At 64.8% G+C, this 13651-nt stretch carries 11 protein-coding genes; 1 reads left to right on the top strand and 10 read right to left on the bottom strand.

All coding sequences use genetic code 11. From position 1 onward, the window contains the following. Window positions 1–14 precede the first annotated feature (14 nt). The 4 genes from nusA to scpB all read right to left on the bottom strand — a co-directional run bounded on the left by nusA (window position 15) and on the right by scpB (window position 5345). Window positions 15–1580, bottom strand: a complete 1566-nt coding sequence (nusA, locus tag ACUJB0_RS11585) for a transcription termination factor NusA (RefSeq protein WP_117013206.1) — start codon at window positions 1578–1580, stop codon at window positions 15–17. Beyond that, window positions 1577–2065, bottom strand: coding sequence for a ribosome maturation factor RimP (gene rimP, locus ACUJB0_RS11580; RefSeq protein WP_117013340.1), 489 nt, complete (start codon window positions 2063–2065; stop codon window positions 1577–1579). The genes nusA and rimP overlap by 4 nt, the downstream gene beginning before the upstream one ends. Window positions 2066–2371: 306 nt before the next feature. Next, window positions 2372–4579: a pseudouridine synthase gene (locus tag ACUJB0_RS11575; RefSeq protein WP_444845352.1), complete on the bottom strand. Its 2208-nt coding sequence runs from the start codon at window positions 4577–4579 to the stop codon at window positions 2372–2374. Beyond that, a complete protein-coding gene (gene scpB, locus ACUJB0_RS11570) occupies window positions 4566–5345 on the bottom strand; it encodes an SMC-Scp complex subunit ScpB (RefSeq protein WP_444845351.1) in 780 nt (259 codons plus the stop codon). Before scpB ends, ACUJB0_RS11575 begins: the two co-directional genes overlap by 14 nt. Before the next feature lie 151 nt (window positions 5346–5496). Between scpB and ACUJB0_RS11565 the strand changes: the two genes are divergently transcribed. Beyond that, a complete protein-coding gene (locus ACUJB0_RS11565; protein WP_158568768.1) occupies window positions 5497–5649 on the top strand; it encodes a hypothetical protein in 153 nt (50 codons plus the stop codon). Between the two features lie 6 nt (window positions 5650–5655). On the opposite strand, the gene ACUJB0_RS11560 is transcribed toward ACUJB0_RS11565, so the two are convergent. The 6 genes from ACUJB0_RS11560 to ACUJB0_RS11535 all read right to left on the bottom strand — a co-directional run bounded on the left by ACUJB0_RS11560 (window position 5656) and on the right by ACUJB0_RS11535 (window position 13431). Then, window positions 5656–6681, bottom strand: a complete 1026-nt coding sequence (locus ACUJB0_RS11560; RefSeq protein ID WP_444845350.1) for a glucokinase — start codon at window positions 6679–6681, stop codon at window positions 5656–5658. A 221-nt stretch (window positions 6682–6902) separates the two neighbouring features. Further along, window positions 6903–7856: a VTT domain-containing protein gene (locus tag ACUJB0_RS11555; protein WP_444845349.1), complete on the bottom strand. Its 954-nt coding sequence runs from the start codon at window positions 7854–7856 to the stop codon at window positions 6903–6905. Between the two features lie 25 nt (window positions 7857–7881). Then, window positions 7882–9609: an ABC transporter ATP-binding protein gene (locus tag ACUJB0_RS11550; RefSeq protein WP_444845348.1), complete on the bottom strand. Its 1728-nt coding sequence runs from the start codon at window positions 9607–9609 to the stop codon at window positions 7882–7884. Further along, the gene (locus ACUJB0_RS11545; protein WP_444845347.1) at window positions 9609–10715 is read right to left on the bottom strand and encodes an ABC transporter permease; all 1107 of its coding nucleotides are present in this window, start codon (window positions 10713–10715) and stop codon (window positions 9609–9611) included. Before ACUJB0_RS11545 ends, ACUJB0_RS11550 begins: the two co-directional genes overlap by 1 nt. Then, window positions 10712–11650, bottom strand: coding sequence for an ABC transporter permease (locus ACUJB0_RS11540; RefSeq protein WP_444845346.1), 939 nt, complete (start codon window positions 11648–11650; stop codon window positions 10712–10714). Before ACUJB0_RS11540 ends, ACUJB0_RS11545 begins: the two co-directional genes overlap by 4 nt. Beyond that, on the bottom strand, window positions 11647–13431 hold the full coding sequence (locus ACUJB0_RS11535; RefSeq protein WP_444845345.1) for an ABC transporter substrate-binding protein: 1785 nt from the start codon (window positions 13429–13431) through the stop codon (window positions 11647–11649). Before ACUJB0_RS11535 ends, ACUJB0_RS11540 begins: the two co-directional genes overlap by 4 nt. Between the last annotated feature and the right edge of the window lie 220 nt (window positions 13432–13651).

Genomic DNA, 13651 nt, shown 5'->3' with positions numbered 1-13651 from the left:
TAAAGATACTCAAATTAAGCCTTTGCGGATTCGGCAAGACTCCATGCCTTGGCTTGCAAGCCTTTGGCACGATCGTCGTACTTTGAGTCAACCAACTTCATCTCATCGTCGGTCACATCTTCAAATTCACTCTTAATCAGTTCTCGTGCACGGTCGGCGGACAGGGCCAGGATGGCGCCAAATTCGTCGTAGGCCAGTGCAGCAAATGCTTCTACAGTCTTGATACCAGCCAGGCCCAGCTTGCCGGCGGTGATGCGGTCCATGCCTTCCAGACCGACCAGCGCCTCGTCCATGCCTTCCAGGCCTTCTTCCGAAGCGATCGCTTCGGTGACCAGGGCGTCACGGGCGCGGGTGCGCAGTTCGTTGACGGTATCTTCGTCGAACGATTCGATTTCCAGCATTTCGGAGATCGGCACGTAAGCGATTTCTTCCAGGCTGGCAAAGCCCTCTTCCACCAGGATGTCGGCGACTTCCTGGTCGACGTCCAGTTTTTCCATGAACAGTGCGCGCACCGCCGCGGTTTCCTGGGCTGCCTTGTCGGCCGATTCCTCGGCCGTCATGATGTTGATCTTCCAGCCGGTCAGGTCGGAAGCGAGGCGCACGTTCTGGCCGGAGCGGCCGATGGCGATCGCCAGGTTTTCCTCGTCGACGACGACGTCCATCGCGTGCTTCTCTTCGTCGACCATGATCGACGAGACGTTGGCCGGAGCCAGCGCGCCGATGACGAACTGCGCCGGATCTTCGGACCACAGCACGATGTCGACGCGTTCGCCGCCCAGCTCGCCGGTCACGGCCTGCACGCGCGAACCGCGCATGCCGACGCAGGTGCCGATCGGGTCGATGCGCTTGTCGGCCGTGTAGACGGCGATCTTGGCGCGCACGCCGGCGTCGCGCGCCGCCGATTTAATTTCCAGCATGCCTTGCTCGATTTCCGGCACTTCCAGTTCGAACAGCTTCATGATGAACTCTGGCGCGGTGCGCGACAGGATCACCTGCGGGCCGCGCATATTGCGGTCGATGCGCAGGATGAAGGCGCGGACGCGGTCGCCGATACGCAGGTTCTCTTTCGGGATCATCTGGTCGCGTGGCAGGCGGGCTTCGATCTTGCCCGACTCGACGATCGCGTCGCCGCGTTCCATGCGCTTGATGGTGCCGGTGACCAGCGAGTCGCCGCGTTCCAGGAAGTCCACCAGGATCTGCTCGCGCTCGGCGTCACGCACGCGCTGCAGAACCACCTGTTTGGTGTCCTGCGCAAAGCGGCGGCCGAATTCGACGGATTCAATAGGCTCTTCGATGTGGTCGTCCACTTCGATGTCCGGAATCTGTTCCTTGGCTTCGAAGTGCAGGATTTCCTGGTCCGGCAGTTGCAGGCCAGCCTCGTCAGGCACGACGTGCCAGCGGCGGAAGGATTCGAACTCACCCGACTCGCGGTCGATCGAAACGCGAATATCCACTTCACCTTCATAGCGTTTCTTCGTGGCTTGCGCCAACGCGAATTCCAGCGCGCCGAAAACCACATCCTTATCGACGTTCTTTTCACGCGCCAGCGCGTCTACCAATAACAAAACTTCGCGACTCATGCTTTGCGTCCCTTAAAATCCACCTGTGGCACCAAGCGTGCCTTATCCACATCGGCGAGCGTAAACTCCAACAGCGCCGGACCATCATTGCTTTCAAATTCCAACGACAAATTGTCGCCCTGGGGTTCTTGCAGAACGCCCTGGAACGACTTCCGGTTGTTCGTACCCGGCATTGCGGTGCGCAGTTTGACGATTGCTTCGCAACCGGCAAAACGCACGAAATCTTCCAGCTTGCGCACCGGGCGATCCAGCCCTGGCGACGAGATTTCGAGACGCTCGTAATTCACGTTCTCGACCGTCAGCACGTGCGACAACTGGTGGCTGACCGTAGCGCAATCCTCTACGGTAATCGGGCCTTTTTCTTCGGCGTCGGCTGCGCTGAAATCGATAAAGACGCGCAGCAGTCCGCGCTCGGCCCGTTCGACATCAACCAGCTCATAGCCCAGACCGGTAACGGTCTTTTCAATTAATTCCGGCAGCTGCAAGAAATTCTCCAGATCAAGGCCTGTTTTCAACTTGGCAAAAACAGACCGTTCAAAACGGTTCACCAAAAAAAAAATGGGCATCTGCCCATCTTCTTGTAATACCTAGCCAGATGAAAGCATTCTCAGGGGACTACCCCGTGAAGAACTTTTACTAGGCTGGTTATTATAACCTTATATGAACTGCGCTGCAATGCCGCATGGCGCGGAAAAGCAGGCTTACAACAGTTCATAAAAGGCCACAAGCCCCGCAAACAGGCGCGATGCGCTGCCTAACCCCGCGCTACGGCAGCGGGGTCAAGCACGCAATCAACCCTTGCGGCGGCGCGGCATGCCATGGTCGATGGCGCCACCGCGCGGCGGCTGGTTGCGGCGCGGCGCGCTGGCGTTGCCGAAACCAAAAGTGGTCTGCAGCGGATCCGGCTGGCGCGGACCACGGCTCGGGCCCTTGGCAGATTGGCCGCCGCCCTGCCCGCCCTGGCCTTGCCCACCCTGACCGCGACCCTGTCCTTGCGGACGCGGACCCTGGCCTTGTGGACGCGCCGGGCCTTCGCCCAGCGGACGGCCACCTGCGTAACCGCCGATGCCTTGCGGACGGCCACCTGGACGGCCTGAAGTCTGCGCGCCACCAGCCGGACGGCCCTGGCCGTTGCCGCCTGGACGGCCGCTGCCCTGGGCGCCGCCCGGACGTCCCTGGCCATTGCCGCCTGGACGACCCTGGCCGCCACCGAAACCACCCTGGCCACGCCCATTGCCACGCGGCGCTTTGGCGAACGGCATCACGTTGTCATTGCTGACGTCGGCGCGGTTGAAGTTCGGTTCGTCGTGATCGTCCTCGTCGTCATCGTCGAAGTCGCGGTCATCGCGCTCGGCGCCACGGCCGCGCTGCGGACGCTTTTCCGGACCCTTGTTCTGGGCCGGCTTGGCTTGCTGCTGCGGGCCTTTGCCGCGCGGCGCAGGCGCGTCGCCACCCTTCTTGTCGACACCGTAGGCGCTCAGCATGTCGCGCACGGTGTTCTCTTCCAGTTCTTCCCAGCGGCCGCGCTTCAGGCTGCTTGGCAAGGTCATCGCACCGTAGCGGGTACGGATCAGGCGCGACACGGTCAGGCCGATCGCTTCGAACATGCGGCGCACTTCGCGGTTACGGCCTTCGCCGATGATCACGCGGTACCACTTGTTGATGCCCTCGCCGCCACCGTCGGCAATCTTGGAGAACTGCGCCAGGCCGTCCTCCAGCTCGACGCCGGCCAGCAGCTTCTGGCGCATGCCTTCTTCCAGCACGCCCAGCGTACGCACGGCGTATTCGCGGTCGATGTGGTAGCGCGGGTGCATCAGGCGGTTGGCCAGGTCACCGGACGTGGTGAACAGCAGCAGGCCTTCGGTGTTGAAGTCCAGGCGGCCGACGGCCAGCCATTTGCCGGCCTTCATGGTCGGCAGGCGGTCGAACACCGATGGGCGGCCTTCCGGATCGTCCATCGAGACGATTTCGCCGGCGGGCTTGTGGTACACCAGCACGCGTGGCGGCTTCTTGCTGACGCGGCGCTGGATCAGCTTGCCGTTCAGGCGCACGGCGTCGGTCGGCAGGATGCGTTGGCCGATGTGGGCCGGCTCGCCGTTGACCGACACACGGCCGGCAACGATCAGTTCTTCCATGTCGCGGCGCGAACCCAGGCCGGCTTCGGCCAGGACCTTGTGCAGCTTGGGTGCGTCATCGTCCGAGGTCAGGTCGCGGCGCACCACTTTCGGCGCGGCGTGGCGGCCCTTGGCCGGCTCGTCGCTGTCGAAGGCGTCCGAGGTGACGTACGAGAATGCGGCGTCCGCATCGTTGAGCTTGGCGCCGCCGGCGTTCTGGCCGCCGCGCTGCGGCTTGCCGTTCTTGCCCTTGCCGTTCTTGCCGTTGCGCTGGCCGTCCGGACGTGGGCCGCGCTCGTGGCGTGGCTTGCCGCCTTCGGCTGGCGCCGCGCCTTCCACCGCCGGAGCGGCTTCGCCCTCGGCCGCTGCGACCGGCTCGGGACGCGGCATCATCGCTTCGCGCACGGCGCGCTGTTCGCGCATCTGGCGTGGGCCACGCGGACCGCGCGGGCCGCGCGCTGCGCGTTCACCTTCGACAGGAGCGGCTTGCGCTTCGACTGCCGGGGCTGCGGCTGGTGCTGCCTGCTCTGCCGGCGCGGCTTCAACAGCAGCGGCTGGCTTCTTGGCGCGTGGCGCCTTGACTGGTGCTTCGACCGGCGATGGTGCGGCGGCGGGCGCGGCGGCTTGCGGCGCGGCTTCGGCGGCATCGGCGGACTTGGCGGCCGGCTTGGCGCGCGGCTTTTTCACCGGGGCCGGTGCGTCGGCGGCGGCGACTTCGGCATCAGCCTTGGTCTTGCGCTTCGGCTTGGCGGCGACCGTCGCGTCGCCGGCTGCCGCTGCCGCGGTATCGGCCTCGATCTGGGCCTTGGTACGGCGTTTAGGCTTGGCGGCCGCTTCGGCCGGCGCTACGTCGTTGACTGTCTCTGGGGAATTAGGATTGTTCATTGTTCGTTTCTTGGTTGTGCTCAGCGTCAACCGTTACATCGGGCGCGGATTGTGTTTGTGCTTCCTGGCCGGCTTCCGGGCTAGTCGCGGCAACTGCTTCGGCCGCTGGCAACTCGCTCTCCGTACCATCTGGGTGTTGCGCGGCTTGCTGCGCCGCTTTGTCAAAGTTCTCCTGCAGGGCCGCTTCCAGCGCTTCCATGTCCGGTCCGCCACCCTGCGAGTCGCTGATTTGCTGCAAAGGAGGCAGCTGGGACAGCGAATTCAAACCCAAATCATCCAAAAACTGCTTGGTCGTGCCCAGCAAAGCCGGGCGGCCGACGACGTCGCGGTAACCGATGGCGTCCACCCAGCCACGGTCTTCCAGCATCTTGATCGTCTGCGAATTGACGGCTACGCCGCGTATTTCCTCAATATCGCCCCGGGTGACCGGCTGCCGGTAGGCGATGATCGCCAGGGTTTCCAGCGTCGCCCGCGAGTACCTGGGCGGCTTTTCCGGATTCAGGCGGTCGAGATACAACTTCATCTCGGGGCGGCTCTGGAAGCGCCAGCCGGTCGACAGGCTGATCACTTCGACGCCCTTGCCGGCCCAGTCCAGCCTTAATTCTTCGAGCAATTCCTTGATCGTATCGGAACCGACTCCGGGACCGCGCGGCCGGTCTTGATCGTCCACTTCGACAAACAGCTTCTTCAGACTGTGGATCGACAATGGCTCACGAGCGCATAGCAAAGCGGTTTCGAGGACTCTTTTAGCCTCAGCTGTATCCATAGCAATCTTGTGGTTGCATTTTTATGCAAGAAAGAATTCAATCACATTCAGTGAGGCAATGGCCAGCACCCATGGCGCTGACAGCTGGAATACTCGCTGAAGCTGTTTTTCCGACGCCCGGGCCGATGTGCGCCAGGCGGGAGAGAGGGACATGCCGGCAATGGCCGAGGCCCTCACCTTTTACGTGAAACGACCTCGGGGAGCGTGGCTTTCGGGCATGACCGAGCAGAGACGTTTCATCCAACAAGCCGAATTGTACCTGATAAAACGACAAAAAGCGCATTTCGACGTCATCGAAATGTAACTTGCCTTACGCGGTAGCAAGTCTTTCCGACAAGATTGCCGAAACACCTACAAATGCCGGGTATTCGGCGGTGATCACCCAGGTCGGCACGGCGGACAGATATTTGTTGAAGCGGCCCTTGGATTCGAAGCGTGCGCGGAAGCCGGAGCGGTCGAAACGCGCGCCCAGGCGCGGAACGATGCCGCCGCCGATATAAATGCCGCCCTGCGCGCCGAGCGTGACGGCGATGTTGCCGGCGATGGTGCCCAGCATGCAGCAGAACGCTTCGATGACTTCGTCGCACAGCGTGCACTCGCCGGCCAGCGCGCGGCGCGAGATCTCGGCGGCGCTCAGCTTTTCGGCCGGCATGTCGGTATGGTCGGCCAGCGCGCGGTAGATCAGTTCGATACCGGCGCCGGACATCAGGCGCTCGGCGGAAACGTGTTCGAATTCCTTCCATGCATATTGCAGGATGGCGACTTCGGTGGGGTTGGCCGGCGAGAAGGTGACGTGACCGCCTTCGCTCAGCAGCGCGGTCCAGCCGTCCTTGCCCGGGATCAGGCCGGAAACGCCGAGGCCGGTGCCGGCGCCGATCAAACCCAGCGGCGTACCGGCGATGGCCGTGCCGCCGCCCACCTGGTGCTTCTGAGTGGCCGACAGCTGCGGCAGCGAGCTGGCCAGCGCGGTGAAGTCGTTGACCACGACCAGCGTGTCGAAATTGACTTCGCGGCGCAGCGCTTCGATCGAGAATTCCCAGTGGTGGTTGGTCATGCGCACCATGTCGCCGGTGACCGGATTGGCGATAGCGATCGCGCCATTCCGGATACCGGTGACGCCGGCCTGGGTGACGGTCGGCGAGGCCAGGTAGGCGACCAGGGCGGCGGCCAAGGTCGGATACGCGGCGCAAGCCAGTACTTCGATCGCCTCAATCTTGCCCGGGGCGGTTTCCAGCGCAAAGCGCGCGTTGGTGCCGCCGATGTCCGCCAGCAGACGCGGGCCACTTGCGAAAGCAGTGGTCAGGGAGGGAGGCGTTTGGAAGGACTGAGCTGTCATGATAGATCGAAAATAGTTGAGGCCTAAGCTTAAGGTATTTTCACTATCCTAAGCAAGTGAAGTTTGTAGTTTTAGTACACATGCGGCAGCTTTGCCACAAGAAATTACAATGCGGAATATTTTCTGCGTAGTATGACTACGATTCCCAGGACGTCAGCGCGCCGTGGGAGCGCTCCCATTCAGAGGCAAAAAGAACCGCCCAGGCGGGCGGTGTGGCGGGGTCAGACGGAGGCTGTATTGCCCTCGTCGACTTCGCGGGGCGTGCCGAAAGCGGCGTTCCAGGCGTCGAGGCCGCCGTGCAGCGGCTGGGCACGGGTGTAGCCGTGGCTGATCAGCTCCTTCGCCACGTGGGCGGCGGTGACGTCGTTCGGGCAGCTGCAGTAGACGATGATGTGATGGTTCTTGTCCAGCGCGATCAGTTCAGGGCTGGGCTCGCCGCCGTTGAACAGCAGCGCGCCCGGCACGGCGGGCTCCAGCATTTGCGCCGTGGCGCTGCGGGCGTCGATCAGTATCGGGTGCTTGCCCTGCTCCTGCAGCTTCTTCAGGTCGTCGATGGTGATGCGCTCGATTTCCACCGATTGGCGGAAGCGCTTGCGCTCGACATATTTAAAGATGACGAACAACAGCAGCAGCACACCCAGCACGATCAGCGCGGTGGTGCCCATGGTGCTCAGCACGTCCAGCACCTGGTCGATCTGGGTGTGGAAGCCGGCGCCGAGGGCGATGCCGGTGCCGCTCCAGACAATGCCGCCGGCGATGCTGAAACCGAGGAAGGTGGCGTTGGTGGTGCCCAGGGCGCCCGCCAGCGGCGGCGCGATGGTGTTGAAGCCGGGGATGAACTTGGCCACGACCAGCGCCTTCGGGCCCCAGCGGTTGAAGTTGTCCTCGGTCTGGCTGACGCAGTAGTCGGGCGACAGCGAAATCTTGCATAGCAGGCGCAGGATGCGCTTGCCGTAGTAGCGGCCGGCGCGGAACCAGAAATAATCGCTGATCAGGCATGCGACCACGCTCACCGACAGCACGGCCAGCCAGTTGCTCTCGCCGTTGACCGTCAGCGCGCCGGCCACGATCAGCAGCGGAAACGCCGGAATCGGCAAACCGATCTGCTCGACTAGCACCACGGCGAACACGATCAGTACGCCATATTCTTGCAATAAAAGGATTAAGTTCGCCATACGGATATCTTATCTTAAAAAACGCTTAACCGTGCCGCGGTATGGCCGCCAGCAGCGCGCGCGTGTACGGGTGCGCGGGATTGCGGTACAGCTGGTCCGAATCGGCCAGTTCGACCACCTCGCCACGGTGCATCACCATCACCCGGTCGGCGATGTATTTCACCACCGACAGGTCGTGCGAGATGAAGATGTAGGACAGCCCGAACTCGTCCTGCAGGTCCTGCAGCAGGTTCAGCACCTGGGCCTGCACCGAGACGTCCAGCGCGGACACCGATTCGTCGCACACCAGGATCTCCGGCTTCATCGTCAGGCAGCGGGCGATGGCGATGCGCTGCCGCTGGCCGCCGGAGAACTCGTGCGGATAGCGCTGGAAGGCCGTGGCCGGCAGGCCGACCTTTTCCAGCAGCTCGTGCGCGATGGCGGTGCGCTCGCGGTCGTCGGCGCCGATGCGGTGGATGCGCATCGGCTCCAGCAGGATCTGCCCTACCGTGAAGCGCGGGTTCAGCGAGGCGTACGGGTTCTGGAAGATGATCTGGATGCGGCGCTTGTAGGCCTGGAACTCGCGCGGCGTCATCGCCAGCAGGTCGCGGCCGTCGAACATGGCGCTGCCGCCGCTGGCCTGATGCAGCCGCAGCAAGGTCAGGCCGACGGTGGTCTTGCCGGAGCCGGACTCCCCCACCACGCCCAGCGTCTTGCCGCGCGCCAGCGTGAACGACACGTCCTTGACGGCCTGGAACTCGCGCTTGCCGAACCAGCCTTCGCGCACATGGAAGCTCTTGCTCAGCTTGTTCACCACCAGCACCGGCTGGTCGTCCGGCCCGTAGCCGCGCTGGCGTTCCAGCGGATGCAGCGGCGTCACGCCCTGCCCTTCGGCGATGTCGCCGCCGGCGAAACGCTGGTGCTCGACGCCGGCCAGGTAGTCGGCGATCACCGGCAGGTGCCAGGGCCGCGCGTCCAGCGACGGCCGGCAGTGCAGCAAGGCCTTGGTGTAGCCGTCGCGCGGCTGGCCGAGCACCTGCTGCGCCGGACCGGCTTCGCGCACCTCGCCGTGGCGCATGACGATCACATGGTCGGCGATCTCGGCCACCAGCCCCAGGTCGTGCGTGATGAACAGCACCGCCATCGCGTGCCGCTTCTGCAGGCGCGCGATCAGTTCCATGATCTGCTTCTGGATCGTGACGTCCAGCGCGGTGGTCGGCTCGTCGGCGATCAGCAGCTTGGGCTCGCAGGCGATGGCCATGGCGATCATCACCCGCTGCTGCTGGCCGCCGGACATCTGGCTCGGGTAGGCGTCGATCTTGACGGCGGGATCGGGAATGCCGACCTCGTCCAGCAGCTCCAGCGCGCGGCGGCGGGCCTGGGCCGCGCTCATGCCCATGTGCAGGCGCAGCACTTCGACGATCTGCGCGCCGACAGTGAAGACCGGGTTCAGCGACGACATCGGTTCCTGGAAGATCATCGCGATGTCCTTGCCGCACAGGGCGCGGCGCTCGGCGGCGTTCAGCGCCAGCAGGTCGCGGCCGTCGAAGCGGATGCTGCTGGCCGGGTCGATGAGCGTGGCGTCCGCCGGCAGCAGGCCCATCACGGCCAGCGAGCTGACCGACTTGCCGCTGCCCGATTCGCCCACCAGCGCGACGGTGGCGTTGCGCGGCACCTGGAACGACACGCCCTTAACCGCCTCCACGGTCGCGTGGCGGTCGACTCGGAAGGCGATGCGCAGGTCGGCGATGTCCAGCAGTGGCGTGTCGTCCATCATTTCACCTTGGGGTCGAGGGCGTCGCGCAGCGCGTCGGTGAACAGCGAGAACGCCGTCACCAGCAGGGCCATGGCGACGGCGGCGGCGGTCAGCTGCCACCAGCGGCCGAGGATCAATTCGTTCTGCGCCTCGTTGAGCATGCTGCCCCACGAGACCACGCCGACCGGCACGCCGAAGCCGAGGAAGCTGAGGATGACCTCGGCCTTGATGAAGCCGACCACCAGGATCGACATCTGCACCAGCGCGACGTGGCTGACATTGGGGAAGATGTGGACGAACATCCGGCGCCAGTGCGAGGCGCCGATGGCGTCGGCGGCCAGCACGTATTCGCGCGCCTTGTGCTTGATGTACTCGGCGCGGATGAGGCGGTAGGGGCCGGTCCAGCCGGTCAGGCCGAGGATGAGGACGATGGTCGCCACGCCCTTCTGCTGCAGCACGGCGGCCACGGCCAGTATCATCAGCACCGATGGGATGGCGGTGAAGATGCTGTAGAACCAGTTGAACAAGTCGTCCACCACGCCGCCGAAGTAGCCGGACAGTGCGCCGAACAAGCTGCCCAGGCTGACCGCCAGCAGGGCCGCGACCAGGCCGACCACGATCGAGGTCTCGCCGCCCTTGATGGTTTTCTTGATGATGTCGTGGCCCCATTTGTCGCCGCCGAACGGCAGGGTCGCCAGGCGGCCAGCGCCAGCATGGTCCGCCGCCGTGCCGCCCCGCGCGCCGCGCAGCTGGGCCAGATCGGCGGCCAGCGGATCGGTCACGCCATACATGTCGATGGCGCCCTCGCCGCCGGCGGCGAGCTGCGCGCGCAAGGCGCGGATGTCGTCGGCCAACGGGTCGAAGGGATTGTCCGGCAAGGCTTGCGCGGCCTGCGCGGGCGCGGCCTGCATCGCCGGCGCGGCGCCGACAAAACCGGGCGGCGCGTAATTAACGCCGACCTCCCGCTCCCAGTCGGCCACGATCAATCCGCTGGCCGACAACACCAGCATCAGCAAGAAAGCCGCCACCACGGCCAGCGAGGCCATCGCCACGCGGTCCGCGCGCAGGCGCCGCCAGGCCAGCCGCCACAAGCCGGGCGATGCGTTATGCACGATGGCCGTCATGTCAGTTGCACCCGTGGATCGACCGCCTGGTACATCAGGTCCGTGAGCAGGTTGAACACCATGGTGGCCGCCGCCACGTAGACGGTGATCGCCTTGATCACCGGGAAGTCGCTGCGCTCCACCGCCAGGATCACCTCGCGGCCGATGCCGGGAATGCCGAAGAAACGCTCCAGCAGGAAGGCGCCGATCAGCAACGCCGGCAGGTTGGCCATGACGTGCGTGATGATGGGAATGGCGGCGTTGCGCAGCACGTGCACCCACATCACACGGCGCTCGCCCAGGCCCTTGGCGCGCGCTGTGCGCACGTAGTCCTGGCCGACCTCGTCCAGCACGAAGCTGCGGTACAGCCGCAGGGTGGGCGCGATCGAGACGGCCAGGCCGATCAGGATGGGCAAGGTGGCGTAGCGCAGCAGGTTCTCCCAGAAGCCCTCGCCCCAGCCCTGTACCGGGAACAGGCCCAGCTTGTACGCCAGCCCGTACTGGAACACGATGATGTACACCAGGATGCTGACCGACATGCCGACGGTGCAGGCGATCATCACCGCGCGGTCGGTCAGCGAGCCGCGCACGAAGGCGACGCCCAGCGCCAGCGCGATGCCCAGCAGCGTCTCCAGCAGCGTCAGCGGCAGCAGCACCGTCAGCGACGGCCCCAGCCGCGTGGCGATGATGTGCGACACCGGCTCGCCGGTCGCCCAGCTCAGGCCGAAGTCGAAGCTGGCGATCTGCTTGATGAAGATCCACAGCTGCACGTAGTACGGCTGGTCCACGCCCAGCTGGCGGCGGATGTTGGCGATGCTCTCGGCGTTGGCCATCTTGCCGGCCAGGATGAAGGCCGGGTCGCCGCCCACCCAGTTAAACAGCACGAACACCAGCAGCACCACGCCCAGCATGGTCGGCAGCATCTGCCACAGGCGGCGCACTACATAAGCAATCATTCGTGGTCCTTGCGCTCGATATCGATGTACTTCCATTCCTGATGCAGGATGGGATGCTTCTTATACCCCAGCACGCCCGGTTGCGCCAGCATGCTGCGGTAGCGCGAGTAGGCCGGCATGGCCGCCGCCTGCACTTCCAGCAGCCGCGCCATCTTGCGGTACAGCGCGTCGCGCGCCGGGCCCGGCGGCATGCTGTGGCTGGCCTCGTACCACTGGTCGAACTGCGCGTCCTGGTAGCAGCCGTTGTTGTTCTGGTTGATGTTCTTCCCGTAGAACAGCTGCATGAAGTTGTCGCCGTCCGGATAGTCGGCCATCCACTGGTAGGTGCGCGTCTGCAGCTTGCACAGCATCTCGGCCTGCTGGATGTCGCTGAAGATCATGCGCTGGTTTTCCATGCGGATGCCGAGCCGGTTGTAGGTCTTGCGCCACAGCTCGGCCATCAGCACGCCGGCCGCCTCGTTGCGCGAGGTGTAGCGGATGACCAGCGGCTTGCCGTCCGGCTGGGTACGCCAGCCGTCCGCGCCCTTTTTATAACCGTAGCGGTCCAGCAGCTGGTTGGCCAGCACCGGATCGTAGCGCAGCAGGCCCTGGTAATCCGGGTCGTGGCCGTCCACGCCCGGCGGGATGGGGAACACCAGCCGCCGCCCCTCGCTGTTGAGCACCAGGCGGATTTCCTCGTCGACGTCGTGCGCCATGGCGATGGCGCGGCGCAGGGCGATCTTCTCCTTGCCGAAGCCGCCCACCACCGGGTCGCGCATATTCCAGTAGTAATAGGTCAGCACCGGATCGACAATGCGCGACAGCTGGATGCCGCGCGCGGCCAGCTCCGGCCGCAGCTTGCCGTCGGCCAGCGCCTTGGGCGAGAGCGGGCCGTCCAGCCAGAACAGGTCGGCCTCGCCGCTGGTGAAGGACAGCCAGCGCGACTGGTCCTCCAGCTGGACGCTGATCTCGATGCGGCCGATCTGCGGGATCTTCTTGCCCTTCATCTGGCGCACGATGCGCTCGTCGTCCGCGCGGTCCTCGGCGCTGGGCGCGAAGTCCCAGGTTTCCGCGCGGTGGCCGGTGTTTTCCTCGAGGACGATGCGGCTGCCGCGTATCCACTGCCCCAGCCGGTAGACGCCGGTGCCGACCGGGTGGCCGGCCACCTCGCCCTTGCTGTCGCCGTACTTCTCCACCACCTCGCGCGCCACCGCCGCCAGCGGCTCGTAGGCCAGGATCATGCCCAGGCTGAAGTCGGTATGGGTCAGGTGGATGCGCAACGTGTAGCGGTCGATCTGCTCCAGGCCGGGCACGTCGGCGTCGTAGTCGAAATGGCCGGTCTGTTTGGCCCGCTCGGCCAGCGCGTCCAGGCCGACGACCTTGCCCTCCAACAGCCAGCTGTTGGGCGAGGCCAGCCTGGGGTCGAACAGCCGCTTCCACGAGTAGACGTAATCGGCCACGGTCAGCTCGCGCGGCTTGCCGCCGAACGCGGGATCGGGCGTGAAGTGGATGCCCGGCTTCAGGCGGATCAGGTAGGTGCGGCCGTCGGCCGACACTTCCGGCAGCGCGGCGGCGGTCTCGGGCGCCAGCTTGACCGGGCGCGCCAGGTAGTCGTAGGTGTACAGGGTCTCGAAGATGGCTTCGGTGATGTGACCGGTATATAAGTCGCGCCCCAGCGCCGGATCGAAGCTGGCCTCGGCTGCCGGCAGGATGTAGCGCAGGGTTTTGACCGGCGCCGCCGCCAGCGCCGCCAGCGACCAGCACGCGGCGGCCACGACGGCGGCGAATTTGATGCGCTGCATAGACTTCCTCGAGCCCCTGATAAGTGCTGGAACAATACAGCAAATTTTCCGCCGCCGGAATCGTCGCCTGATAGTCATTAACTAAGAGTGGCTTGCACAGCGGAAACCCCGACGCGGGCGTGGCGGGGTGGCTTGTCGCATAAATGTAACGCTGCGTGTCGGGATGAAGACAGGTTCATAAAATTGCATCGCACCAACTTGTTGCGGCCAACCGACGATA

This window comes from Duganella caerulea, from assembly GCF_040362985.1.
GTDB lineage: Bacteria > Pseudomonadota > Gammaproteobacteria > Burkholderiales > Burkholderiaceae_D > Rugamonas > Rugamonas vulcania.
This window is presented reverse-complemented; position numbering and strand designations above follow the sequence as displayed.

Bases quoted from the DNA above. Each gene is read 5' to 3' on its own strand.
- ACUJB0_RS11565 (WP_158568768.1), top strand. From the start codon at position 5,497: ATGCCGGCAATGGCCGAGGCCCTCACCTTTTACGTGAAACGACCTCGG.
- ACUJB0_RS11560 (WP_444845350.1), bottom strand. From the start codon at position 6,681: ATGACAGCTCAGTCCTTCCAAACGCCTCCCTCCCTGACCACTGCTTTC.
- nusA (WP_117013206.1), bottom strand. From the start codon at position 1,580: ATGAGTCGCGAAGTTTTGTTATTGGTAGACGCGCTGGCGCGTGAAAAG.
- ACUJB0_RS11575 (WP_444845352.1), bottom strand. From the start codon at position 4,579: ATGAACAATCCTAATTCCCCAGAGACAGTCAACGACGTAGCGCCGGCC.
- ACUJB0_RS11550 (WP_444845348.1), bottom strand. From the start codon at position 9,609: ATGGACGACACGCCACTGCTGGACATCGCCGACCTGCGCATCGCCTTC.
- scpB (WP_444845351.1), bottom strand. From the start codon at position 5,345: ATGGATACAGCTGAGGCTAAAAGAGTCCTCGAAACCGCTTTGCTATGC.
- ACUJB0_RS11540 (WP_444845346.1), bottom strand. From the start codon at position 11,650: ATGATTGCTTATGTAGTGCGCCGCCTGTGGCAGATGCTGCCGACCATG.
- ACUJB0_RS11535 (WP_444845345.1), bottom strand. From the start codon at position 13,431: ATGCAGCGCATCAAATTCGCCGCCGTCGTGGCCGCCGCGTGCTGGTCG.
- ACUJB0_RS11545 (WP_444845347.1), bottom strand. From the start codon at position 10,715: ATGACGGCCATCGTGCATAACGCATCGCCCGGCTTGTGGCGGCTGGCC.
- ACUJB0_RS11555 (WP_444845349.1), bottom strand. From the start codon at position 7,856: ATGGCGAACTTAATCCTTTTATTGCAAGAATATGGCGTACTGATCGTG.